Annotated in this window: 26 protein-coding genes; 15 read left to right on the forward strand and 11 right to left on the reverse strand. The window is 71.9% G+C overall.

The window, feature by feature from the left end; all coding sequences use genetic code 11:
- Positions 1 to 38 precede the first annotated feature (38 nt).
- Both OG753_RS27845 and OG753_RS27850 read right to left on the reverse strand, forming a co-directional pair.
- Positions 39 to 1,235: a globin domain-containing protein gene (locus tag OG753_RS27845; protein WP_405790545.1), complete on the reverse strand. Its 1,197-nt coding sequence runs from the start codon at positions 1,233 to 1,235 to the stop codon at positions 39 to 41.
- A gap of 163 nt (positions 1,236 to 1,398) precedes the next feature.
- Entirely contained in the window at positions 1,399 to 1,854 is a 456-nt protein-coding gene (locus tag OG753_RS27850; protein ID WP_327264385.1) for an Rrf2 family transcriptional regulator, read from the reverse strand.
- Positions 1,855 to 2,089: 235 nt separating this feature from the next.
- On the opposite strand from OG753_RS27850, the gene OG753_RS27855 reads away from it, so the two are divergent.
- From OG753_RS27855 to OG753_RS27875, 5 genes are all read left to right on the forward strand, one after another.
- Positions 2,090 to 3,496 (forward strand): family 2B encapsulin nanocompartment shell protein, encoded by a 1,407-nt coding sequence (locus tag OG753_RS27855; protein WP_405790547.1) that lies wholly within the window; start codon positions 2,090 to 2,092, stop codon positions 3,494 to 3,496.
- Complete coding sequence (locus tag OG753_RS27860; protein WP_405792830.1) at positions 3,493 to 4,545, forward strand: family 2 encapsulin nanocompartment cargo protein polyprenyl transferase; 1,053 nt, start codon at positions 3,493 to 3,495, stop codon at positions 4,543 to 4,545. The genes OG753_RS27855 and OG753_RS27860 overlap by 4 nt, the downstream gene beginning before the upstream one ends.
- 139 nt (positions 4,546 to 4,684) lie before the next feature.
- Positions 4,685 to 5,278: a GNAT family N-acetyltransferase gene (locus tag OG753_RS27865; RefSeq protein WP_327264387.1), complete on the forward strand. Its 594-nt coding sequence runs from the start codon at positions 4,685 to 4,687 to the stop codon at positions 5,276 to 5,278.
- Between the two features lie 88 nt (positions 5,279 to 5,366).
- Positions 5,367 to 5,948, forward strand: a complete 582-nt coding sequence (locus OG753_RS27870; protein ID WP_405790548.1) for a dihydrofolate reductase family protein — start codon at positions 5,367 to 5,369, stop codon at positions 5,946 to 5,948.
- Positions 5,949 to 5,984: 36 nt separating this feature from the next.
- A complete protein-coding gene (locus OG753_RS27875; RefSeq protein WP_327264389.1) occupies positions 5,985 to 6,188 on the forward strand; it encodes a hypothetical protein in 204 nt (67 codons plus the stop codon).
- 1 nt (position 6,189) lies between these two features.
- On the opposite strand, the gene snpA is transcribed toward OG753_RS27875, so the two are convergent.
- On the reverse strand, positions 6,190 to 6,858 hold the full coding sequence (gene snpA, locus OG753_RS27880) for a snapalysin (protein WP_327264390.1): 669 nt from the start codon (positions 6,856 to 6,858) through the stop codon (positions 6,190 to 6,192).
- Positions 6,859 to 7,067: 209 nt separating this feature from the next.
- Between snpA and OG753_RS27885 the strand changes: the two genes are divergently transcribed.
- Positions 7,068 to 8,015 carry a LysR family transcriptional regulator gene (locus OG753_RS27885; protein WP_327264391.1) on the forward strand — a complete coding sequence of 316 codons (948 nt, stop codon included), beginning with the start codon at positions 7,068 to 7,070 and terminating at the stop codon, positions 8,013 to 8,015.
- Between the two features lie 18 nt (positions 8,016 to 8,033).
- On the opposite strand, the gene OG753_RS27890 is transcribed toward OG753_RS27885, so the two are convergent.
- Complete coding sequence (locus OG753_RS27890) at positions 8,034 to 8,855, reverse strand: hypothetical protein (protein WP_405792832.1); 822 nt, start codon at positions 8,853 to 8,855, stop codon at positions 8,034 to 8,036.
- Positions 8,856 to 9,009: 154 nt separating this feature from the next.
- Between OG753_RS27890 and OG753_RS27895 the strand changes: the two genes are divergently transcribed.
- On the forward strand, positions 9,010 to 9,960 hold the full coding sequence (locus OG753_RS27895; protein WP_327264392.1) for a DUF4097 family beta strand repeat-containing protein: 951 nt from the start codon (positions 9,010 to 9,012) through the stop codon (positions 9,958 to 9,960).
- 1 nt (position 9,961) lies between these two features.
- Positions 9,962 to 10,903 (forward strand): helix-turn-helix transcriptional regulator, encoded by a 942-nt coding sequence (locus tag OG753_RS27900; RefSeq protein WP_405790551.1) that lies wholly within the window; start codon positions 9,962 to 9,964, stop codon positions 10,901 to 10,903.
- 16 nt (positions 10,904 to 10,919) lie between these two features.
- Here OG753_RS27900 and OG753_RS27905 read toward each other — a convergent pair whose 3' ends face one another.
- The 4 genes from OG753_RS27905 to OG753_RS27920 all read right to left on the reverse strand — a co-directional run bounded on the left by OG753_RS27905 (position 10,920) and on the right by OG753_RS27920 (position 14,135).
- A complete protein-coding gene (locus OG753_RS27905; protein ID WP_327264394.1) occupies positions 10,920 to 11,492 on the reverse strand; it encodes a Clp protease N-terminal domain-containing protein in 573 nt (190 codons plus the stop codon).
- On the reverse strand, positions 11,492 to 11,701 hold the full coding sequence (locus tag OG753_RS27910) for a helix-turn-helix domain-containing protein (RefSeq protein WP_030013034.1): 210 nt from the start codon (positions 11,699 to 11,701) through the stop codon (positions 11,492 to 11,494). Before OG753_RS27910 ends, OG753_RS27905 begins: the two co-directional genes overlap by 1 nt.
- Before the next feature lie 60 nt (positions 11,702 to 11,761).
- The gene (locus OG753_RS27915) at positions 11,762 to 12,724 is read right to left on the reverse strand and encodes a zinc-binding dehydrogenase (protein ID WP_383195918.1); all 963 of its coding nucleotides are present in this window, start codon (positions 12,722 to 12,724) and stop codon (positions 11,762 to 11,764) included.
- A 208-nt stretch (positions 12,725 to 12,932) separates the two neighbouring features.
- Positions 12,933 to 14,135, reverse strand: coding sequence for an NADP-dependent malic enzyme (locus OG753_RS27920; protein ID WP_405790554.1), 1,203 nt, complete (start codon positions 14,133 to 14,135; stop codon positions 12,933 to 12,935).
- A gap of 526 nt (positions 14,136 to 14,661) precedes the next feature.
- On the opposite strand from OG753_RS27920, the gene OG753_RS27925 reads away from it, so the two are divergent.
- The 3 genes from OG753_RS27925 to OG753_RS27935 are packed head-to-tail and all read left to right on the forward strand — an operon-like array spanning position 14,662 to position 17,369.
- Positions 14,662 to 15,624, forward strand: a complete 963-nt coding sequence (locus OG753_RS27925; protein ID WP_327264396.1) for an ABC transporter substrate-binding protein — start codon at positions 14,662 to 14,664, stop codon at positions 15,622 to 15,624.
- 39 nt (positions 15,625 to 15,663) lie between these two features.
- Positions 15,664 to 16,605 carry an amino acid ABC transporter permease gene (locus OG753_RS27930; protein ID WP_405790556.1) on the forward strand — a complete coding sequence of 314 codons (942 nt, stop codon included), beginning with the start codon at positions 15,664 to 15,666 and terminating at the stop codon, positions 16,603 to 16,605.
- Complete coding sequence (locus OG753_RS27935; protein ID WP_166663123.1) at positions 16,605 to 17,369, forward strand: amino acid ABC transporter ATP-binding protein; 765 nt, start codon at positions 16,605 to 16,607, stop codon at positions 17,367 to 17,369. The genes OG753_RS27930 and OG753_RS27935 overlap by 1 nt, the downstream gene beginning before the upstream one ends.
- Positions 17,370 to 17,470: 101 nt before the next feature.
- Here the strand turns inward: OG753_RS27935 and OG753_RS27940 are convergent, their stop codons facing one another.
- Positions 17,471 to 18,259: a methyltransferase domain-containing protein gene (locus tag OG753_RS27940; RefSeq protein WP_405790559.1), complete on the reverse strand. Its 789-nt coding sequence runs from the start codon at positions 18,257 to 18,259 to the stop codon at positions 17,471 to 17,473.
- An 82-nt stretch (positions 18,260 to 18,341) separates the two neighbouring features.
- Here OG753_RS27940 and OG753_RS27945 point away from each other — a divergent pair, with 82 nt between their 5' ends.
- A complete protein-coding gene (locus OG753_RS27945) occupies positions 18,342 to 18,971 on the forward strand; it encodes a CGNR zinc finger domain-containing protein (RefSeq protein WP_327264398.1) in 630 nt (209 codons plus the stop codon).
- On the opposite strand, the gene sodX is transcribed toward OG753_RS27945, so the two are convergent.
- Complete coding sequence (gene sodX / locus OG753_RS27950; RefSeq protein ID WP_327264399.1) at positions 18,875 to 19,297, reverse strand: nickel-type superoxide dismutase maturation protease; 423 nt, start codon at positions 19,295 to 19,297, stop codon at positions 18,875 to 18,877. The genes OG753_RS27945 and sodX overlap by 97 nt on opposite strands.
- Before the next feature lie 171 nt (positions 19,298 to 19,468).
- On the opposite strand from sodX, the gene sodN reads away from it, so the two are divergent.
- A complete protein-coding gene (gene sodN, locus OG753_RS27955) occupies positions 19,469 to 19,864 on the forward strand; it encodes a superoxide dismutase, Ni (protein WP_030709803.1) in 396 nt (131 codons plus the stop codon).
- Between the two features lie 277 nt (positions 19,865 to 20,141).
- On the opposite strand, the gene OG753_RS27960 is transcribed toward sodN, so the two are convergent.
- Positions 20,142 to 20,330, reverse strand: a complete 189-nt coding sequence (locus OG753_RS27960; protein ID WP_052873789.1) for a DUF6104 family protein — start codon at positions 20,328 to 20,330, stop codon at positions 20,142 to 20,144.
- 105 nt (positions 20,331 to 20,435) lie between these two features.
- Between OG753_RS27960 and OG753_RS27965 the strand changes: the two genes are divergently transcribed.
- On the forward strand, positions 20,436 to 22,568 hold the full coding sequence (locus tag OG753_RS27965; protein ID WP_405790562.1) for a trypsin-like peptidase domain-containing protein: 2,133 nt from the start codon (positions 20,436 to 20,438) through the stop codon (positions 22,566 to 22,568).
- A 61-nt stretch (positions 22,569 to 22,629) separates the two neighbouring features.
- Positions 22,630 to 23,661, forward strand: a complete 1,032-nt coding sequence (locus OG753_RS27970; RefSeq protein WP_327264401.1) for a MoxR family ATPase — start codon at positions 22,630 to 22,632, stop codon at positions 23,659 to 23,661.
- Positions 23,662 to 23,667 lie beyond the last annotated feature (6 nt).

Below are 23,667 nucleotides of genomic sequence, written 5' to 3' on the forward strand. Positions count from 1 at the left end.
GTGCTTTCGTACTTTGAGCGAGCCGATCCGGCCAGTCGTCAGGCCGATGCGAGCCACAGGTCAGGCCCGAAGACCTCGTAGTGGATGTCGGCCGCCGGCAGCCCCTTGGCGATCAGCTGCTCGCGCACGGCCCGCATGAAGGGGAGCGGCCCGCACAGGTAGGCCCGGGTGCCCGGGGCGAGGGGCACGGCCGTGAGGTCCATGAGGCCCACGCCGTCGCCCGGCTCCGCCTCCTCCTCGTACCAGAACCGGGCCGAGGCGTCGGCCAGCTTGTGCGTCAGCGCCCGGTGATCGCCGCGCAGGGGGTGGTCGGCCGGGGAGCGGTCGGCGTGCAGCACGGTCACCGGGGCGGTGTGCCCCGTGTCGGCCAGGTGCTCCAGCATCGAGAGCATCGGGGTGCAGCCGATGCCGGCCGAGGCGAGCAGGACCGGGGCGGCGGAGTCCGCCAGGACCAGGTCGCCGTACGGGGCCGAGACGCGCAGGGTGTCTCCGACGCGGACCCGGGTGTGCAGGTGGTGGGAGACCTCACCGTCGGGGCCCGCGGCGGCCGGGCCGTGCACCCGCTTGACGGTGATCGCGCGGACCGCGGACCCGGGGGAGGTGATGAGGCTGTACTGGCGGATCTGGCGGGCTCCGTCCGGGAGTTCGACCTGGACCGAGACGTACTGGCCGGGCCGGTGCGAGGGCGCGGGCGCGCCGTCCGCGGGGGTGATCCGGAAGGTGGTGCAGTCGGCCGTCTCCTCCACCCGGCCGGTGACGGTCCACTCGCGCCACACGTCACCGGCGACGACCCGCTGCTCGGCGTAGAGGCGCTCCTCCAGGGCGATCAGGGCGTTCGCCATCAGCCAGTAGACCTCGTCCCAGGCCTCGGCGACCTCCGGGGTGACGGCCTCGCCGAGGACCTCGGCGATGGCCTCGAAGAGGTGCCGGTGGACGACCGCGTACTGCTCGCGGGTGACGCCGAGGCTGGCGTGCTTGTGGGCGATGCGGCCGAGCATCACGTCGGGGCGGGTGTCCGGGTGGGCGAGGAGGTGGGTCGCGAAGGCGGCGATCGAGCCGGCGAGGGCCTGCTTCTGCAGGCCCGCGTTCTGGTTGCCCCGGTTGAAGAGGTCGCGGAGCAGGGCCGGGTGGGCGGCGAAGAGCTTGGTGTAGAAGAGCTCGGCTATGTCGCCGATCGCCGCCCCCACGGCGGGCAGGGTGGCTCGTACGGTCGCGCTCGACTTCTCGGACAGCATGCGGAACTCCTCGCGGGATGAGCGTGTGCGCGTGACAGATTGAATTTGCATCTAAGATGCGTATTTTTGATCGAAGAAGGACCGCAGTGGTGCGGACTTCTGTTCGGGCTGCCGCCGGACCGGTTCGGGCCGGGCGGCGGTAATCGGCCATTCGGCCCTGCGGTCAGGGGTCGCCCGCCCCCGTCGGCGCCCTGCTCGAAATGCCCAGCAGGAGCGGCCCGGTCGGGGATGCCACCAGGTCGTTCACCGTCAGCGGGTCCAGGGCGGCGTAGAAGGCCTCCTGGGCCCTGCGCAGCGCGCCGCGCAGGACGCAGGCGCCGCGCAGCGGGCAGGGGGTGGTGCCCTCGCAGTCCACCACGTCGCCCTCGCCCTCCAGCTCGCGCACCACGCCGCCGACCGGCGCTGCGCGCCCGGCGGCGGTGAGGGCGAGCCCGCCTCCGCGGCCGCGGCGTGCCTCCACCAGGCCGAGGTGCTGCAGCCTGGCGACCACTTTGGCGGTGTGCGTGTACGGGACCTCCATGGTCGCCGCCACGTCACGGGTGGTCGGGAGGTCCGTTTCCTCGATGGCCAGGCGCATCAGGACGCGCAGTGCCAGGTCGGTGAATCGGGTGAGCCGCATGGGGTCACCGTAGGGAAAGTTGTATCCCATATGCAAGTTAAGGCGCTGGGAGGTTCCGGCATGGCCGGAATTGATGGGGTGCGTGGGGCTGAGGGGGCTCATGGGGAAGGGGAGGGGCCCGAAAGAGTGCCCACGCCCGGACGGAGTAGTCCCACCCGTTTGTGTAATGGTCCCACCACGTTCCGTGCTGAAAGGCTGCTCCCGCAGATCCATGGAGTGATCGAAAGGGAAAGACATGTCGGTCCAGGCAGGTTCCGAGTCCGAGACCCAGACGCCGCAACGCAGTCTTGGGACGACGGCCGCACGGAACTTGGCAACCACGACCAAGTCCGCGCCGCAGATGCAGGAGATCACCTCGCGGTGGCTCCTGAAGATGCTGCCGTGGGTGTCGGTGCAGGGCGGCACCTACCGCGTCAACCGCAGGCTGAGCTACTCGGTCGGCAACGGCGTCGTGGAGTTCATCAAGACCGGCACCCAGGTCCAGGTGATCCCGGCAGAGCTCGGCGAGCTCCCGCTCCTGCGCGACTACGAGGACCTCGACGTCCTCGGCGAACTCGCCCAGCGGTGCCGGCAGACCGACTTCGAGGCCGGCCAGGAGCTGACCTCCTTCGGCAGCCCCGCCGGCCACGTCTTCCTGGTCGCCCACGGCCGCATCGACCAGATCGGCCCCGGCCCCTACGGGGACGACGCCGTCCTGCGGACCGTCGCCGACGGCGCGTACTTCGGCGACGACTCCCTCGTCGATGAAGAATCGATTTGGGAGTACACCGCCCGCGCCGCCACCTCCGGCACCGTGCTCACCCTGTCCCGCCAGGACTTCCAGCTCCTCGCCGACCGGGTCGAATCGCTGCGCGCGCACGTGGAACGCGTACGGACCCTGCCCGACCGCGAGACCAACAAGTACGGCGAGGCGGCGATCGAGCTCTCCGCCGGCCACCAGGGCGAGGCCCAGCTCCCCGGCACCTTCGTGGACTACGAGGCCCGGCCGCGCGAGTACGAGCTCTCCATTGCACAAACGGTCCTGCGGGTGCACAGCCGCGTCGCCGACCTCTACAACCACCCGATGAACCAGACCGAGCAGCAGTTGCGGCTCACGGTCGAGGCGCTGCGCGAGCGCCAGGAGCACGAGATGCTCAACAACCGCGACTTCGGCCTGCTCCACAACGCCGACTACGACCAGCGCATCCAGCCGCACGACGGCGCGCCCAGCCCCGACGACATGGACCAGCTGCTCAGCATGCGGCGCGGCTCCAAGCTGTTCCTGGCGCACCCCAAGGCGATCGCCGCCTTCGGCCGCGAGTGCAACAAGCGCGGGATCTACCCGGAGTCGGTGGACGTCGGCGGCAACCGGGTGCCGTCCTGGCGCGGGGTGCCGATCTTCCCGAGCAACAAGATCCCGATCAGCGACGCCCGCACCACCTCCATCCTGTGCATGCGCACGGGCGAGGACGAGCAGGGCGTGATCGGCCTCCACCAGCCGGGCATCCCGGACGAGATCGAGCCGAGCCTGTCGGTCCGCTTCATGGGCATCAGCGAGCAGGCGATCATCTCGTACCTGGTCACCGCCTACTTCTCGGCCGCGGTGCTCGTTCCGGACGCGCTCGGCGTGCTGGAGAACGTCGAGATCGGACGCTGGCGCTGACTGTGGTGAACGCCATCGCGACCGGTGAGGGCCAGGAGGCCGCGGCCCTCCTGGAACGGACGAAAGCAGCGGTCGACCCACAGCTGCGCCGCACGGTCGAGAGCCTGCCCGGTTCGATGCGGCGCGTGGCGATGTACCACTTCGGCTGGGAGCACGAGGACGGCAGCCCCGCCGCGGGCGGGGCGGGCAAGGCGATCCGGCCGGCCCTGGTGCTGGCCGCGGCCCAGGCCCTGCGGGGTCCCGGGGCCGGGTCGCCCGACGAGGCCGTACGGGCGGCGGCGGCCGTGGAGCTGGCGCACAACTTCACGCTGCTGCACGACGACATCATCGACAAGGACGTCCGGCGGCGCGGCCGGGCCACGGCATGGACCGTCTTCGGGACACCGGACGCGATCATCACGGGCGACGCGATGATGGCGCTCGCCCTGCGGCTGCTCGCGGAGGATCCGCATCCGGCCGCCGCGGCCGCCTCGGCCCGGCTCGCCGCCTGCGTCATCGAGCTGTGCGCGGGCCAGCAGGCCGACTGCGCCTTCGAGCAGCGCCCGGACGTCTCGCTCGACGAGTGCATGGCCATGGCCACGGCCAAGACCGGGGCGCTGCTGGGCTGCTCGTGCGCGCTGGGCGCCCTGTACGCGGGAGCCGGGCCGGACGAGGTCGACGCCATGGACGCCTTCGGCCGGGAGGCCGGGCTGGCCTTCCAGCTGATCGACGACCTGATCGGCATCTGGGGGGATCCGGGGCACACCGGCAAGCCCGCCGGGGCCGACCTGATCGCCCGCAAGAAGTCCCTGCCGGTCGTGGCCGCCCTCACCTCGGGCACCGCGGCGGGTGAGGAGCTGGCCGCGCTCTACGCCGGACCCATGACCGGGGACGACGTGCGCAGGGCGGCCGAGGCGGTGGACCGGGCCGGCGGACGCGACTGGGCGCAGGCCCAGGCCGCGGACCGGATGGGGCGGGCGGTGCAGCAGCTGTCCCGGGCCGTGCCGGACCTCGGGGCGGCCGGGGGGCTGCTGGCACTCGCGGAGTTCGTGACGCGCCGTACGAGGTGAGCCCGAGGGGGGCGAAGGAGGCAGAAGGGGTTCGAGGCCCGTTCCGGTACCGCACGGCGCCGGAACGGGCCTTACCGCATGTCCGCTCCAACTCTAGGATCGCTCACGGTTGTTGACACGTGAGCGAAGGGTGTGACCAGTGGCGCTGGAGATACGTCAGGCGGATCAGTCGGACCGGGACGCGGTGGCGCGGCTCCTCGACGAGGCCTTCCGCACCGATCCGGTGAGCAGCTGGGTCTTCCCGGACCCGGAGCACCGGGCCGCGGTGCACGCGAAGTTCCTGGGCGTCTTCGTGGACGTGGCTTTGGAGGAGGGCCGGATCGACTACGCCGCGGACGGCTCGGCGGCCGCGCTGTGGCTGCGGATCCCGGCGGGTGAGCCCGAGGGTGAGGATGAGGTCCCGGCCCGGATGCGGGCCGTGGCGGACCCGGACAACGAGCGGTGCGAGCTGGTCGGGCGCCTCACGGGCGCGGTGCACCCGACCGCCGAGGAGCACGAGTACCTGCTGATGATCGCGGTCGCCCCGGGCCGGCAGGGGGAGGGGCTCGGCAGCGAGTTGATGCGCCCGGTGCTGGAGCGCTGCGACCGCGAGGGGGTGCCGGCGTACCTGGAGGCGAGCAGTGAGCGCAGCAAGGGGCTGTACGAGCGGCTCGGCTGGGAGTTCACGGGAGAGGCGGTGCAGCTGCCCGAGGGGCCGCTGATGTGGCCGATGTGGCGCAAGCCGCGCGGCTGATCCGAAACCCCTTGTGTAACCACTGCAGGCGAAGTACTTTATTCGACGTGCCCCGGCGCGGTGGCACTGCCCAGTGAAAGAGAATCGCTTGCGCAAGCTGACGTACCTCATCGCCACCTCGATCGACGGCTTCATGGCGGACCCGGACGGAGACGGCGACTTCTTCAACGACTATCTGGACCCCGAGTACCTCGGATACCTGACGGCCGAGTACCCGGAGACCATCCCCACCCACGCCCACGAGGCGCTGGGCGTCGACATCTCGACCGCCCGGCACTTCGACGCGGTCGTCATGGGGCGCGGCACCTACGACCCGGGCCTCAAGATGGGCGTCACCAGTCCCTACGCCCACCTCGCGCAGTACGTGGCCACGCGCTCGATCGCGGTCACCCCCGACCCGGCGGTCGAGCTGATCAGCGGGGACGTGGCGGCGCGGGTGCGGGAGCTGAAGGCCCAGGACGGGCTCGGCGTCTACCTGTGCGGAGGCGCGGATCTCGCCGCCCAGCTGGTCGACGAGATCGACGAGTTCGTGATCAAGACCTACCCCGTCCTCGCCGGGAGCGGGATCCCCCTCACGCGGGCCGGCTTCGCACGACGCGACCTGGAACTGACCGGGGTCAAGACCTTCGGCGGCGGCCAGGTCGTGACCACCTACGCGCGCAGGCGCTGACCCGCCGAACGCGCGAAACCGGCCTACCGTGGAGGTATGGCCGGTGAACAGCAGCACCATGTGCACGAGACGGTGGCCCCGCAGGCCGGGCACGAACAGCAGGTGTGCCCGGCGTGCGGGCGCCGCGTCGACACGGTGGTCAGGCGGCGCAAGTCACTCGGGATCTTCATTCCGGTCTGGGGCCGGGGTCCCTGTCGGAACCCCGGCTGCCGCGACTACTCGGACCCCGAGGAGCGGTGACTCAGCCCTTGGTGGCGAGGTCCTTCGCGCCCAGGCCCGAGGCGAAGCCGTTGGCCCAGAGCTGGTTGACGCGCGAGCGCTCGGCGGAGTTCGGGGTGGCGTTCGTGCACGACGTGCCCGGGCCGCCCCCCGACATCAGCTCGCTGCACGGGCCCGAGTAGTGGTCCGGCAGACCCAGCACGTGGCCGGTCTCGTGCGAGGTCACCCGGGTGGAGTTGTACTGCTGGTTCTGCCGGTAGTCGAGGAAGATGTAGCCCCGGCCGTGCCCGTCCGTGCTCGCGTACGAGCCGCGTGAGTCGTTGCCCTCGCGGTACGAGAAGTTCCCGCCCGAGGACACCTCCTGCAGCTTGACGTTGGACACCGAGCTGTTCCAGATCTGCGTGGAGCGGGCTATCTGGGTGCGGAAGCTGGGGGCGCTGCGGGTGTTGTACGTGACGGTCACGGCCAGAGCGGCCGGGTTCGCGGCACGCTGCTCGGCGACCGAGCGCTGCACGGCCTCGAAGAAGGCGCGGTTGGCGGCCTCGTTCTCCGGCGAACGCTCGTACGCGGCGTAGCTCACGGCGTTTCCGACGGGGGCGGGCGCGGCGGTGGCGGTGGGGACGACACCAAGGGTTGCGGCGAGGCCGAGGCCGACGGTCGTGGCCAGCATGGCCTTACGGGAGTGGCGCATGTGGGGGAGCTCCTACTCGTCCGGTGCGGTGGGGGGTGGTCTTTCGAACCGGAGTCTGCGGGAGCCCACGTGCCCGGCGGATGATGTCACTCCCCGATAGCGCCGGCCTATCGGAGAGATTTCGGCAGCCCAACTAGCGTGAGAATGGCGGGATTCGGGGGGCTATCGGTGGCTGGTGCGGTCCACCGGGACCGGCCTACCCTCGGGGCATGGAGCTTGAGGTCAGGCACTTGCGCGCCCTGTGCGCCATCGCCGACGCCGGAAGCCTGCACAAGGCCGCCCGGCAACTCGGCGTGAGCCAGCCCTCCCTGACGACCCAGCTGCGCCGCATCGAACGGGCCCTCGACGGCGAGCTGTTCCTGCGCGAGCGGACCGGATGCCGGCCCACCCCCTTCGGCCGCACCGTGCTGGGCCGGGCCCGCCCGCTGCTCGCCGAGATGGCCGCGCTGGTCGCGGAGGCCCGCGAACTGGCCCACGCGTCGCGGCTGCGCATCGGCTCCACCGCCAGCAGTGCACTGCCGGGCTGGCTGCGGCGGATCCACCGGCGGCTTCCGGACACCGAGACCTCGCTGGTGGTGGACGTCTCCGCCAACGCACTGCTCAGGATGGTCGCCGCCGGGCAGCTGGACGTGGCGTTCGTGCACGAGGTGGAGGGCAGCCCGCTGCGGGTGCCGGCGGGGCTGCAGGTGCACGTGCTGATGGATCGCGAGCCACAGTTCGTGTCGATGTCCCGGGACCACCCGGCCGCCGGGCAGTCGGTGGTCTCCTTACGGGACCTGGCCACCGACCGCTGGATGGTGGACCCCTCGGTCGACGGCGAGTGGGACGGCCTGCGCCGGATCTTCGCCGGGGCCGGGCTCGACCCGCCGGTGCTGCACGCCGACTACCACACGGCGACCTCGCTGATCATCTCCGGCGAGGCGGTCGCCCCCTGCCAGCCGACCTCCGGGCCGCGCGAGGACATGGCCATCCGGCCGCTGTCGGGGGACCCCCTCGCCGTGCGCCTGCTGCTGGCCACCCGCCCGGGCGCGCACGCGGAGGTCTACGAGGACCTGCGCGACGCCTATCGCGAAGCCGCCCTGCGGACGCCCCCGTACCGGGCCTGGCTCCACCACCACGCGAGCCCCCTGCTGGAGGTCGCCCGGATCGCCTCATAGGGCGTGCCTTGCGGACCTTCAGCCGGCTTCCGCCTGCCGCGCGCGGGCCCGGTCGTACGCCAGTGATGCGGCGCCCTGCGCCAGCAGGACCGCGCCCGCCGCCGCCCAGCCGGGACTGCGGCGGTGGGCCGCCCAGGCCAGCAGGGGTGCGCCGGCCGCCACCTGGGCCGCGCCCAGCAGGCGGGCCCTCGGGCCGCGGACCCACGGGCCCAGCGGGCTCTCCTCCACCGCGTCGAGCTCGGCCCGTACCGCGTCGCGCCAGCCGGACCACTCCACCGTCTCGACGCCGGGAGCCACCCGGGCCGCGCCCCGCAGCCGGTCGGCCGACTCGCCGGGGGCCAGCCCGGCGGGCAGCGCCAGTCCGGCGCGGGTCAGCAGGGCGATCAGCGCGAGCAGCCGGCCCTCCCCGTCGACGGCGGGGTCGGCGTCGGTGCGGGTGAGGCGTTCCAGTTCCGCCAGGTCGAGTACGGGGTCCAGGCCGAGGCGGGCCGACAGGGCGCGCATGGCATCGGGCTCGCCGGCCGGGCGCCCGGCCGCGTCCCACGCGTAGGCGGCGGTGCGCCGGAAGCCGCTCGACAGGGCGAATCCGGTCCGGCCGCCCTCCCACCACAGGCTCAGAACCGGCCAGTCGGTGCCGACCGCGATCGCCGAGCCCCAGCCGGCCAGGACGTCGGCCACGGTGCCCGGACCGTCCAGCCATGGCTTGTCCTCGGGGACGAGCACGCTCCATTCGCCGGCCGGAGCGAGCAGCAGGCGTACGCGCAGCAGATGTGCCGGACGCCGGGCGGCACGCGGTTCGGCGCGGCAGAGCAGCAGTCCGCCGGTCACGGTCCGGGAGATTGACATGCCCACACAATAGAGCAAAACACCCTGAATGGTGGGGTTCCGGCAGGGCGCTTGACTTCCCCAGACCGCGATATATCGTGTTAACAGAAGACGCGATATGTTGCGTGCGTCGAGCCCGGTCCGTGAACGCACGAGGAGGATCAGCACCATGGCAGAGCAGTCGCCCCAGCCGTCGCCGTCGCCGACGACGTGGCACTTCGCCGAACCTCAGAAGCTCACCTTCGAGGAGCCGGTGATCGAGCTCCGCGTCCGCGTCGTGAGCGGCACGGTCAACGTGGTCGCCGCCGAGGAGGGCCCGGCCCGCCTGGAAGTGACCGAGGTCGACGGGCCGCCCCTCTTCGCCGTGCAGGACGGCGGCATCCTCACCGTCTCCTACGAGGACCTGCCCCGGAACGGCTCCCAGGGGCTCAAGGAGTGGTTCGAGTCCAAGCCGTGGAAGGCCTGGTCCGGTTCGTCCTCCGGCCGCAAGGCCTGGGAGCGCAGCGTCGCGATCACCCTCACCGTCCCCGCCGGCACCCAGGTCAAGGTGGCTGCCGTCGACGCCGTCCCCTTCGTCTCGGGCATTTCCGGCGGCACCGACGTCAATGTGGTCTCCGGCGACGCCACGCTGGTCGGCCTGTCCGGCCGGGTCAAGGCGCACACCGTCTCCGGCAACGTCGAGGCCCAGTCCGTCACCGGCGACCTCGGCTTCCAGTCGGTCTCCGGCGACCTGACCGTCGTCGACGGCGCGGGCGTGAAGGTACGGGCCGACTCGGTCAGCGGTGACATGCTCATCGACCTGGACCCCGGCCCGGAGGCCGCGCGCCCCGTGGACATCGCCCTGAAGTCCGTCTCCGGCCAGGTCGCGATCCGGCTCCCGCACCCCGCGGACGCCCGCGTGGAGGCCAACACCGCCACCGGCCGCGTCTCCAACGCCTTCGAGGACCTGCAGGTCTCCGGGCAGATGGGCGCCAAGCGGATCACCGGAACCCTCGGCTCCGGCGTCGGCACCCTGCGGGCGACCACGGTCTCCGGCTCGATCGCACTGCTGCGCCGCCCGCAGGCCGAGGCCGACGGCCCCGCTCCCGCCCCCCTCGCGCTCGACAAGAAGGTGCTCTGACATGCCGCCCGTCTTCGCCCACGGCCGCCTCCGCCTGTACCTCCTCAAGCTGCTGGACGAGGCCCCGCGCCACGGGTACGAGGTGATCCGCCTGCTGGAGGAGCGCTTCCAGGGCCTGTACGCGCCCTCCGCGGGGACGGTGTACCCGCGGCTTGCGAAGCTGGAGGCCGAGGGCCTGGTCACGCACGCCACCGAGGGCGGGCGCAAGGTGTACTCGATCACCGAGGCGGGCCGTGCCGAGCTGGCCGACCGCGGCGGTGAACTGGCCGACCTGGAACTGGAGATCCGCGACTCGGTCACCGAACTGGCCGCGGAGATACGCAGCGAGGTCCGGGGCGCGGCGGGTGACCTGCGGCGCGAGATGCGGGCCGCGGCCTCCGCCTCGGCGACCCAGGTCACCGAGGACGAGTCCTGGAAGGTCGCCAAGGAGGAGCTGCGCAAGGCGCGGCACGAGTGGAAGGAACAGGCGCGCCGGGCGAAGGACGAGAGCCGCCGCGCCCGTGAGGAGGCGCAGCAGGCCCGCCGTCAGGCCAAGGAGGCCCAGGACCGGGCCCGCGAGGAGGTCCAGCGCATCGCGGGCCAGCTCCAGGAGCAGTTCGCCAAGTCCGGCGGTGTGCTGGGCAGCCTGGCCGGCGCCTGGCTGGGCGGCGGTACGCAGACCATGCCCGCGGAGCCCCGTACGGCCGATGCCGACGCGGCCGCGCATACCGCGGCCGCGCATACCGCGGCGGCGGACGCGGACCGGGATCCGGACTGGGCCGCGGACCTGACGCCCACCGGCGATGCGGGCCGCGACCTGGACCGGCTGCTCGACCGCTTCCGCGACGAGGTGCGCGACGCGGCCCGGGACCGCGGGGTGACCGCGGCCCAGGTGGCCGAGGCCCGCCGGCATCTGGCGGCTGCCCGCGGCCGGCTGGAGACCGCGTTCGGGTCCGGGCGGTAGCCCGCCCGGACGGCGGTCAGGCCGCCAGGCCCGTCTCGGCCGTGTTGTAGGTGATGCCGTGGTCCGTCAGGACCTCGGAGACCGTGCCGGGGCGGGAGAGCAGGGCCAGCAGCAGGTGCAGGGTGCCGATGTGGTTGTCCTTGCGGCCCAGGGCGATCCGCAGGGACTGCTCCAGCACCTTCTTCGAGCCCTGGGTGAAGGGGACGTGGCGGCTGCCGGTGCGGTCGTCGGCGCCCTCGCGCCCGAAGGCCGAGCGGAGCGAGGCGCCCAGGGTCCGCCTGCGGGGCGCCGGGGCCGCGAGGGCGCCCTCGCCGTGGGTCTCCTCGATGCGGGTGACGATTTCGGTGAGGTCGATGCCGAGTCCGGCCAGTGCCTCCTCGTCCGCCCTGGACATGCCGCCCCGGCGGCGGGCCGCCGCGAGATCGGCGGCCACCGCCGTGCGGTCCACGCCGAGGGGGTCCAGGGCGCCCAGGGCCAGCAGCGAGAGCAGCAGGTGTTCCTCGGTGACGGTGGCGGCGCCGGTCTGCCGGGCCTCGGTCACCGCCCCGGTCACGGTCGACCGGGCGTCGCGGGTGAAGCGTTCGAACATCAGAGCCTCCCGTACTTCTTGTGCACGGCCTGCCGGCTGACGCCGAGCTCGGCCGCGATCTCCTGCCAGGACCAACCCTGCGCGCGGGCACTGCGTACCTGTACGGCCTCCAGCTGCTCCAGCAGCCTCCGGAGGGCGGCCACGGCACGCAGGCCCACACGCGGGTCCCGGTCACCGGCCCGCTCGGCGAGATCAGTGGCTTCGGTCATGCATGTCAATGTAGGTTGACGCGGGAGATTCGTCAACCCCGGTTGACATGCCGGTGTGCGTCAGGGGGTGAGGACGATCTTGCCGAAGAGGTCGCCCGACGCGAGCTTTTCGAACCCCTCCCGCGCCCGGTCCAGCGGCAGCACCTCGTCGATGACCGGCCGCAGCCCCGTCGTGGCGCAGAAGGCGAGGAGGTCCTCCAGCTCGTCCTTCGAGCCCATCGTCGAGCCGACCACCTTCAGCTCCAGGAAGAAGATCCGGGTCAGCTCGGCGTGCGCCGGGCGGTCGCCGCTCGTGGCGCCGGAGATCACCAGGGTGCCGCCGGGGCGCAGGGACTTCACCGAGTGGGACCAGGTGGCGGCGCCCACCGTCTCGATCACGGCGTCCACCCGCTGCGGCAGCCGCGCGCCCGGCTCGTACGCCTCCACCGCGCCCAGCTCGACGGCCCGCTTGCGCTTGGCCTCGTCCCGGCTCGTGGCGTAGACCCGCAGGCCGGCCGCCTTGCCGAGGGCGATCGCGGCGGTCGCGACACCGCCTCCGGCGCCCTGCACCAGGACGGAGTCCCCCGGACGGACCCCGGCATTGGTGAACAGCATCCGGTACGCCGTCAGCCAGGCCGTCGGCAGGCAGGCGGCCTCCTCGAAGGTCAGCTCGGCGGGCTTGCGCAGCACGTTCCAGGCGGGGACGGTCACCTGCTCGGCGAAGGTCCCCTGGTAGCGCTCGGTCAGGATCGAGCGGGGCTCGTCCGGGCCGACCCCGTGGCCGCTCTGGCCGATCACGGAGTGCAGGACGACCTCGTTGCCGTCCTGGTCGATCCCGGCGGCGTCGCAGCCGAGGATCATCGGGAGTTTTTCCTCGCCGAGGCCCACCCCGCGCAGCGACCACAGGTCGTGGTGGTTGAGGGAGGCGGCCTTGACGTTCACGGTCACCCAGCCGGGCCGGGCCTCGGGAGCCGGGCGGTCGCCCAGCACAAGGCCGTTCAGCGGCTGGTCACGGTCGATTCGGGCGGCGTAGGCAGCGAACATGCGGCGACGCTACCGCTCGGTAGGGCCGGGTTCCAGCCTTCCCGCGACCGTGGGTGTGAGGCCTTCGTCCCACCGGGCCCGGGACGACCCGGGACGGTCCGGTACAGCCCGGGACGCTCCGGGACGGTCCGGGCGCCGGACGGGGAAACGCAGAGGCCCGGCCGGAGGAATCCGGTCGGGCCTCTGCGCGTACTGCTCGGCTCCGGTCTCAGACCAGGCGGGCCACTCCGTCGGCCTTCGCCGCGGCGGCGACGGCCGTGGCGACGGCCTCGGCCACGCGCTCGTCGAACGGCGACGGGATCACGTAGTCGGCGGCGAGCTCGTCACCCACGACACCGGCGATGGCGTCGGCGGCGGCGATCTTCATGCCCTCGGTGATCCGGGTCGCGCGCACCTTGAGGGCGCCCGCGAAGATGCCGGGGAACGCCAGCACGTTGTTGATCTGGTTCGGGAAGTCCGACCGGCCCGTGGCCACGACCGCCGCGTACTTGTGAGCGACGTCCGGGTGGACCTCCGGGTTCGGGTTGGCCATGGCGAAGACGAACGCGTCCTTCGCCATCGAGGCCACCGCCTCCTCCGGGACCGTACCGCCGGAGACGCCGATGAAGACGTCGGCGCCGTTCAGCGCCTTCTCCAGGGAGCCGGTCTGGCCGGTCCGGTTGGTCAGGCCCGCGATCTCCGCCTTGACGTCCGTCAGGTCGGAGCGGTCCGCGGACACGACGCCCTTGCGGTCGGTGACGCAGACGTCGCCGATGCCCGCGTCCACCAGGATCTTGGCGATGGCGATGCCGGCCGCGCCGGCACCCGAGATCACGGCGCGCAGGTCGCCGAGGGTGCGACCCGTCAGCTTCGCGGCGTTGCGCAGCGCGGCGAGCGTCACGATCGCCGTGCCGTGCTGGTCGTCGTGGAAGATCGGGATGTCCAGCGCCTCCTGGAGGCGGCGCTCGATCTCGAAGCAGCGGGGGGCGGAGATGTCCTCCAGGTTGACCCCCCCGAAGGACGGAGCGAGGCGGATGACCGTCTCGATGATCTCGTCCGTGTCCTTGGTGGCGAGCGCGATCGGGACCGCGTCCACGCCACCGAACTGCTTGAAGAGAATGGCCTTGCCCTCCATCACGGGGAGGGAGGCCTCGGGACCGATGTCACCGAGTCCGAGCACGGCCGTACCGTCGGTGACGACGGCGACCACGTTGGACTTCCAGGTGTACTCGTTCACCAGCTCGGGCTGCTCGGCGATGGCGGTGCACACCTTCGCCACGCCGGGCGTGTACGCCAGGGAGAGGTCATCCTTGTTGGTGACCGGGACGGTGGCCTGGATGGCCATCTTGCCGCCCCGGTGCAGCGCGAACACCGCGTCCGGGTTGTTGTCCGTGACGCTGTCACTGCGAGGGTTGAAGATTTCCGCTGCCACTTCGTGTGACCCCTTAAGTCCTTTGAATCGTTGAGGGTGGCCACTCCTGGTTAAGGGGTGGGCGGGCACCGCGTCCGTACTCCGCGTCAACGGTTGGCCCGTCTCCGCGAAGGGGAGGTTCGTACGCGCGGGCGCGCCGCACGCGCGCCCTGAGCCCCGGATGAGGGGTGTAAGGATCTGTTCTACCCGAAGAACGCTCGCCCAGACGAGTCGATTCCCGCTCAACTGTAGGTCCCTTGCCCGGCTTTTGGCGAAAAGTCCAAACCTTGCCGTCCAGTGGGCGAGACGCTCCGTAGAAACTGCGGTCAAAACAGCAGGTCACAGCAGTATCTGCGGCCTTGAACCCCCTTCTCCGCAGTCCTGTTGGGCTACCCCCACCGCCCGTTATGCGATTTTGACCTGACGGGCACCCTGAATGTCTCAGTCCGAATGGCAAGATGCCGTAATCACACAAGGTCGCGACACTCGATGGTGCGTGTCCGACCGTTTTTCGATGCTTTTCCACCAGCGCCGGAGGAACCAAGCCATGACCGCTAGCACCACCCGTCGTACGACCGCCGCACGGTCCCGGATCGCCGCGGTCGGCGCGATCGCGGTCGCGGGCGCCCTGATCCTCACCGGCTGTGGTGACCAGACCGACAAGGCCTCCAGCACCCCGTCGGGTGCGGCGAACAACAGCAGCGCCCCGCTCTTCTCCAAGCTCCCGAAGAAGATCCAGGACGCCGGTGTCATCAAGGTCGGCACGGACGCCACGTACAAGCCGATGGAGTTCACCGAGGGCGGCAAGGTCGTCGGCGTGGACCCGGACATCGCGGCGGCCCTGGAGAAGCAGCTCGGCGTCCCGTTCAAGTTCGAGTCGGGCACCTTCGACACGCTGATCAGCAGCATGCAGACCGGCCGCAGCGACGTGGTCATGTCCTCGCTGAGCGACACCAAGGCCCGTCAGGACGGCCTGGACGACAAGGGCGCCAAGACCGGTGCCGGTGTCGACTTCGTCGACTACTTCTCCTCCTCCACCGCCATCCTGGTGAAGAAGGGCAACCCGGAGGGCATCAAGACCCTCGACGACCTGTGCGGCAAGACGGTCGCCGTCCAGCGCGGCACCACCTACGAGACGGTCGCCAAGACCCAGGCCGAGAAGTGCAAGACGGACGGCAAGGGCGAGCTCAAGATCGAGTCCTTCCCGACCGACGCCGAGGCCCAGACCCGCGTGAAGGCCGGCGGCGCCGTCGCCGACCTGAACGACTCCCCGGTCGCCGCGCACATCGCGAAGGAGGCGGGCGGCGGCAACGACTTCGAGGCCATCGTCACCCCGAGCGACGCCGGCTTCTTCGGTATCGCGGTCGACAAGAAGAACACCGAGCTGCGCGACGCGATCAAGGAAGCCCTCGACGCGGTCATCAAGGACGGCACGTACAAGGCCGCCCTGGACAAGTGGAACGCGGGCTCCGGCGCCGTGACCGAGGCCAAGATCAACGCCGGTTCCTGACCTCCGCGTACCACCGCAGCACACTGAAGGGCAGTCACTGTGACTGACAAGCTCGACAAGGTCCCGGACCCGGCGGACACCCCGCCGGCCGGGGCCGTCCCCCCCGAGGCCATCCGCGCCATCCCGGTCCGCCACTACGGCCGCTGGATCAGCGCCGTGGTCGTCATCGGCCTGGTCGTGGCCCTCGTCGTCGCCTTCTCGCAGGGCAACGTGCGCTGGGCGACCGTGCCGGAGAAGCTGTTCGACCCGACGATCCTCCGCGGTGTCGTCAACACGGTCTGGATCAGCGTCGCCTCGATGGCCCTGGGCCTGGTGCTCGGTGTCCTGTTCGCCGTGATGCGGCTCTCGAAGAACCCGGTGACCAGCACCATCTCCTGGTTCTACATCTGGCTGTTCCGCGGCACCCCGGTGTACGTGCAGCTCCTCATCTGGTTCAACCTCGCCCTGATCTTCCCGATCCTGAACCTCGGGTTCTACAAGGACGAGATGACCCAGGTCATGACGCCCTTCCTGGCCGCCCTGCTGGGTCTCGGCCTCAACGAGGGCGCGTACATGGCGGAGATCGTCCGCGCCGGCATCCAGTCGGTCGACGAGGGCCAGAGCGAGGCCTCGCACGCGCTCGGCATGACCCGGATGCAGACCATGCGCCGCGTCGTCCTGCCGCAGGCCATGCGCGTGATCGTGCCGCCGTCGGGCAACGAGTTCATCAACATGCTCAAGACCTCGTCGCTCGTCGTCGCCGTGCAGTACTTCGACCTGCTGCGCGCGGCCCAGGACATCGCGTCCACGTCGTTCGCGGTGATGGAGATGTTCTTCGTCGCGTCGATCTGGTACCTCGCCCTGACCAGCGTCTTCAGCGTCGGCCAGTACTACCTGGAGCGCCGCTACGCCCGCGGTGCGCTCCGCTCGCTGCCGCCCACGCCGCTGCAGAAGATCAAGGCGAAACTGTCCAGCTTCTCGAACCGCAAGGCGGTGGCCTGATGACGACTGCCATGGTGAAGGCCGAGGGCGTCCACAAGTCCTACGGTGCGGCGCACATCCTCAAGGGCATCGACCTGGAGGTCGCCCCGCGTGAGGTCTTCTGCCTGGTCGGCCCGTCCGGCTCCGGCAAGTCGACCTTCCTGCGGTGCATCAACCACCTGGAGCAGGTCAACGCGGGGCGGCTGTACGTCGACGGCCAGCTGGTGGGCTACCGCCAGAAGGGCGACAAGCTCTACGAGCTGAAGGACAGCGAGGTCGCGGCCCAGCGCCGGGACATCGGCATGGTCTTCCAGCGCTTCAACCTCTTCCCGCACATGACGGCCATAGAGAACGTCATGGAAGCCCCGGTCATGGTCAAGGGCGAGTCCAAGGCGGTGGCGCGCGAGCGCGCCGTGCGCCTCCTGGACCGCGTCGGCCTCGGCGACAAGGGCGGGAACTACCCCACCCAGCTCTCCGGCGGCCAGCAGCAGCGCGTGGCGATCGCCCGCGCGCTGGCCATGGAGCCGAAGCTGATGCTCTTCGACGAGCCCACCTCGGCGCTCGACCCGGAGCTGGTGGGTGACGTCCTGGACGTCATGCGGGACCTGGCCGAATCGGGCATGACCATGATCGTGGTCACGCACGAGATGGGCTTCGCCCGCGAGGTCGGCGACAACCTCGTCTTCATGGACGGCGGTGTGGTCGTGGAGTCGGGCCACCCCCGCGAGGTGCTGGGCAACCCCCAGCACGACCGCACGAAGGCGTTCCTGTCCAAGGTGCTGTAGTTCGGCGCACCCGCGGACGGTGAGGGGCGGTACGGGAGACCCCGTACCGCCCCTCAGCCGTTCCCGCGCGTGTGCCGCGGGCTTCCTGCGGTTCCAGGTTCCTACTTCAGCCCTAGGACCAGCGCGTCCGAGGGGGAGCGCCAGACCGTACGGGCCTCCGCGAAGCCCGCGGCGCGCAGGGTCTCGGCGTGCCAGGCCTCGGACGGGGTGTCGCCGTCCGCGTGCTCCCCGTAGATCTCGAAGCGCCGCTTCACCTGCTCGGCGAGCGCCGGGTCGGCGCCCGCCAGGGCCCACCACTCGCGCCAGTCCACGGCCCCGGCCGCCCTGGCCCGGTCCATGCCGGCGTGCCGGTGGGCGTGCTCGGCGGCGTCGATGCGCGGGGTGGCCGGGTCGGGCATGTGGTCGGCGTTCATGAACACCCCGCCGGGGGCCACGAGCGGTGCGAGCTGCCCGTACAGGACGGCCAGGTCCCCGCTCGGCAGCCAGTGCAGGGCGGTGGCGGTCAGGACGGCGTCGTAGGCGGCGTGGGGGAGGGCGGCGCGCCAGTGGGGGTCCTTGAGGTCGGCGGTCACGAAGGTGACCCGTTCGTCGCCCGCGAAGTGCCCCTCGGCGATGGTCAACAGGGCGGGGTCGAGATCGACGCCCGTACTGGTGGCTTCCGGGAACCGCTTGAGGACGCGGTCCGTGATACTTCCCGTACCGCATGCGAGATCCAGCACCCGGGGGGCGGGTCCCACCAGCGCCTCGACCATGTCCAGCATCACCCGGAACCGCTCCTCGCGGTCGGGCATGTACCACTCCTGCTGCCGGTCCCAGCTGTCCTGCCAGGCCTGCCAGTCGCTGGTGCCCGCCGGAGCCGCTGAAGCTGTCGTATTCGCCGTATCCGTCATCCCGTACCCCTCCATACGTAATACCCTCGAAGACGTCTCAGCCGTTACCGGAGACATTAATCCGCAGCCGTAAGGACTACAAGTGGAACTGGCCCATTACTCGGACTTCGCCGTGCGCCTGGTCAACACCGAGGAGCCGGCCCGCAACAAGGACTCGCTCACCTCGGTGGACGCCGTCCGCGACCTGTTCGGCGCCAGTCAGCAGATGGCGCGCCGCGTCACCGACGGTGACGTCACCCGCTTCCGCAACGTCCGCGGCCGCCTGCGTTCGGTGTTCGAGGCCGCCGACAGCGGCGACGAGGTCCTCGCCGTCGACCTGCTGAACTCGCTGCTCATGGAGTTCCCCGTCAGCCCCCAGGTGTCCGGCCACGAGACCCTCGCCGACGACGGCCGCCCCGACTGGCACATCCACCTGGCCGAGCACCCCTCGAACGCCTCCGCGGGCTACGCCGCGATGGCGGCCATGGGCCTGGCCTTCGCCCTCACCGAGCACGGACCCGACCGCCTCGGCCTGTGCCAGGCCGCGCCCTGCCGCAACGCCTACCTCGACACCTCGACCAACCGCTCCCGGCGCTACTGCTCCGACCGCTGCGCCACACGGGCGAACGTGGCCGCCTACCGCGCCCGCAAGCGGCTGGAGGCCGAGGCGTCCGCGCGCAGCGGGCGCAGCGCCGAGACCGCCCAGGACAGCCGGGCCCTCAGCGAGCGCTGATCCTCCTCGCGCGGCCGGAAGCGCAGCACCGCCGTGGCCAGCACCAGCTCCCCGGGCACCGGCCCGTAGACGGTGCTGTCGCCGGTCTCGTTGAAGGGGTTGTCGCCGAGCACCCACCAGCTGCCGCCCGGCCGTCGCTCCACCGCCCGCTTGACCACCAGCAGGTCCTGCTGGAACGGGTGGCGCAGCACGACCACGTCACCCGGCCGGACCGCAGCCCCGTACCGGACCACCAGCCGGTCCCCGTTCAGCAGCGTGGGCACCATCGACGCCCCCGTCACCTCCACCACCTCGAACCGCTTCCGCGGGCGCCCGTTCTCCACCATGCGTGTCCTCCTCGTCACCCCCGCATGCTGCCGCACGGGTCCGTACATTCGCTCACCGGTCCGGCCGCGACCCTGGACTTTTGTCCTAAGCCCATGGGGGCGCCCGCGAAATCCGGTTGTTCAGCGAGTAATCTCCCCCTTGAGAAGACGATCACGAGGAGGACAAACTCCATGCTTTCCCGCCTCTTCGCCCCCAAGGCGAAGGTCTCCGCCCACTGCGATCTTCCGTGCGGCGTGTACGACCCTGCCCAGGCCCGCATCGAGGCCGAGTCCGTCAAGGCCGTGCAGGAGAAGTACCAGGCCAACGACGACGCCGACTTCCGCGCGCGCGCCATCACCATCAAGGAGCAGCGCGCCGAGCTCGCCAAGCACCACGTCTCGGTGCTGTGGAGCGACTACTTCAAGCCCCCGCACTTCGAGAAGTACCCGCAGCTGCACACCCTGGTCAACGACACCCTGAAGGCCCTCTCGGCCGCCAAGGCGTCGAACGACCCGGCGACCGGCGCCAAGGCCCTTGAGCTCATCGCCGAGATCGACCGCATCTTCTGGGAGACCAAGGCCGCCTGATCCTGGGTGCCCCGAGGTTCTGCCCGCGCTGCCGGTGACGGCGCGCATGACTACGGCCCGTCCGCTCCGAGCGGCCGGGCCGTAGTCATGCGCGGCGACCGCAGTCAGCCCCTCTCACCGAGGGCGGCCCGCAGCCAGTCGAGGGGGTCTCCGGGCTGCGGGCGGCTCCTCGTCGTGGCTCGGGCCGTGCTCGACGGCATCGCCGGTGGCGGTGGCGGGCGGAACCGGCCAGTACGTACGGTCGGCCGCCCCTGAGCAACCGTCCCGGCCCGGGGGCTCAGGCGTCCTCGTCCTCGTCCTCGTCGTCCAGGCGGGCCAGCCAGGTGGCGAGGCGTTCCACCGGGACCTCGAAGTCCGGGTTCAGGTCGACGAAGGTGCGCAGCTGCTCGGCGAGCCACTCGAAGGTGACCTCCTCCTCGCCGCGCCGCTTCTCCAGCTCCTCGATGCCGCGATCGGTGAAGTACAAGTCGGGCTCCGTGCCGTGATGGGGGTGTGCAGGGGGTGTTTCCCGCCAGGATAATCCGCCTTAAGGCGAGACCTCCCGCCTGCGCCCTCCCCGGGTCTAGCCTGGATGCCCGACAACCAGGGGGCGCGGATGACGGACGGGCGCACGACGGGTGCCGCGCGCGCCTTCGAGCTCCTCGAGCCCCTCGTCCAGGCGGCGACCGTACGCGTTCACGCCCCGCCGGGCGGGTATGACAACCCTCGCAGTCATCGGACCGGTCCCACCTGGGGGAGCGGCTTCTTCATCGCTCCCGGCTGGGTCCTGACGTGCGCGCACGTGGTCGGCGAAGGGGGTGCTGCGGTGCGTCTGACGGGGCGCGAGGTCGGGATCACCTTCTCCGCGGGGAGCGTCACCGGCACGGTCACCGGGCGCGTGGAATGCGTACTGCCCGAGCGGCTGGAGGAGCGGCGGCCCGGCCGGCACGCACTGTGGGACCTGCCCGACCTGGCGCTGATCAGGGTCCTGGCCCCCGTCTCGCACGCCTGCGTCTGGATCACCGACCGCTCCCGGCCGCGCTTCGACGAGGTCGCCTACTTCGGCTGCACCGAGGACCTCGGCACCCCCGAGATCACCGGCCGCACCACCCGGCTGCGCGGCACCGCCGGGAACGGCGCGGCCATCCGGCTCGGCGACGACGACGAGATCGAACCCGGCATGTCCGGCGGGCCCGTGGTGGACCTGGCCCGCGGGGAGGTCGTCGGCGTGCTCAAGGCCCGGCGGCAGACCGGCGGCGGCGGGCTCGCCGTCTCCGTCGTACAGCTGCGCACCCTCCCGATGGCCGCCCGCGGCCAGGTCGGGCTCTACCGCCGGATCATGCAGGCCCACGACCTCCACCACTACGACCAGCACCTCAGCGATCTCGACAACCGCCGGACCTGGACGGACGTGCACGGCGAGCTCCCGCCGGAGGAGGGTGACCCGTACGCCGGCCGGGGCCGGCTCACCCCCGGCGAGCGCACCACCCTGTACGGGCTCCTGGCCGAACTGCCGCCGCCCGGCTCCTCCGAGGTCGTACGCGCCCTCGTCGAGGAGGTGCGCGGGGAGGAGCCGGACCCGCAGCCGCCCGCCCCGCTGAGCTGGCGCGACGGGTTGGGGCTGCTGCACGACCCGCCCGGTGGGACGGGAGAGGCCGCGGCGATGCTCCGGTACGCGACGGACGTGAGCGTCGCCGAGTACCGGGAGCCGGCCGCACCGGGCGCCGACGAGGAGCTGTGGGACTGGGTACGGGCCACGGCCGAGCGGCTGTGGCGGCCCCTGCGGCGGGAGCTCGGCGAGCGCCGCGAGCGGGGCCTCGCCGAGCGCGAGCGGCGCCGGCGGGCCACGGCCGGGCGGTCGGTCCACGGCCCGGCCCGGCGGGCCGGAGGTCTGCCGTCCGGTGCCTCCGTACTGCTGGAGGTCTGGGCGCACGGCTGGGAGGACGTCTACGACTGGCGGGTCTCCGTGCTCGCCGGACCCGCGCACGCGGGGCGGGTGACTCCGGTGGACTCGGGCGTACGGGCCACCCTGGCGGGTCTGCCGGAGGCGTTACGGGTCCCGCTCGCCGAGGGCTTCCGGCGGTGCGACACCCACGAGGCGGCGGCCCTGCTCGAAGTGGCCGTGGCCCCCGAGCTGTTCGGGCTCGCGGTGGACGCGTGGGTGGTGGTGGGCGGCGTACCGCTCGGCGTGCAGCGGCCGGTGGTGCTGCGCCACCCGGCCGGGACCGCAGGGCCGAACCCGGGCGGCGCGCGGGAGCATCCCGCCGACCGCGAGGGCGGCGACGCAGGCGCCCGGTGGGCCCGGGTGCAGGCGGGCCCGCTCCAGGACGAACGGGCCGACTGCGCCGGAGGGCGCCCCCGCAGCCCCGCCACCGAGTGGCTGACCGGCCTCCCCGACAACACCGTGCCCGTGCACTGCCGGGCCGCCGACCAGGAGCCGACGCTCGGCTCGCTGCACGCGGTGCGCGACGCCGGGTACGGGGTGGCGGTGACCCGGAGGCCCCCGCCGGAGCCCGGGGCCTCGTGCGCGCCCTTCCACCGCGGGCTGCGGGAGGAACTGGCCGACGCCGGGCGGGCGGAGGTGCTGCCGCTGCGCTTCCAGACCCTGCGGGGGCGGGCGTACGGGGCGGACCCCGACGCCTACTGGGCGACCGGGGCGGGACTGGTGTGGGAGGACCCGGCGCGGCCGCTGCCCGAGGACGAACCGCTGCAGGGCGACCTGTGACCAGGCCGGGCGGCGGCGGCCCGGCGGATGCGAGCGGCCCAGGCGAGGGAGGAGCAGCACCATGAACGACGAGTGGCTCATATACCGCGGGGTGGGTGAGCCCCACGACGGCATCGACGCGCTGCCCGACCCGCCGCCCTGGCGGGACTTCGACGGCGGGCCCGTGGCGGAGGCGGACGGTCCGGCCCGGGCCGCCGACGGCAACGTGGCCCGGCGGCTCGGCGCGCACCGGCAGGCCGCCGAGCTGCACCGGCCGGAGCCCGAGGAGCTGGAGGCCATCAACGCGGCGCTGTACCTGCGCCGGCCGCTGCTCGTGACCGGCTTTCCCGGAACCGGGAAGTCCACCCTCGCGCACGCCGTCGCCCACGAGCTGAAGCTGGGGCGGGTGCTGCGCTGGCCGGTGGTGTCGCGGACCGTGCTCCAGGACGGGCTGTACCGGTACGACGCCCTGGCCCGGCTGCAGGACGTGCAGATCGCCGCGAGCGGCGGCGGCCCGGCCCAGGCCGGCTCCGGACCCGCAGCCGCCCCCGGCATCGGGAAGTACATCCGGCTCGGGCCGCTCGGCACCGCCCTGCTGCCGACCGCCCGCCCCCGCGTGCTGCTCATCGACGAGCTCGACAAGAGCGACATCGACCTGCCCAACGACCTGCTGAACGTCCTGGAGGAAGGGGAGTTCGCCCTCCCCGAACTGGAACGGGTCGCCGACACCGAACCCGAGGTGCAGGTGCTCACCGACGACGGGACCAAGGTGACCGTCCACGGCGGCCGCGTCCGCTGCCGGTCCTTCCCGTTCATCATCCTGACCAGCAACGGGGAACGCGACTTCCCGGCCGCCCTGCTGCGCCGCTGCATCCAGCTGAAGCTCGGACAGCCCGGCGAGAAACGGCTCGCCACCATGGTCCGCGCCCACCTCGGGGAGGAGGCAGCCCGCCTCGGGGCCGACCTGATCCGGGAGTTCCTCAGCCGCTCCCAGTCCGAGCTGGTCGCCGCCGACCAGCTGCTCAACGCCGTCTACCTGACGCACTACGCCGCCCCGCCCACCCGGGAGGACCTCGCGGACCTGCTCATCCAGCGCCTCGACCGCCCGAGGTGATCGGCC

The organism is Streptomyces sp. NBC_00029, from assembly GCF_045160505.1.
Taxonomy (GTDB): domain Bacteria; phylum Actinomycetota; class Actinomycetes; order Streptomycetales; family Streptomycetaceae; genus Streptomyces.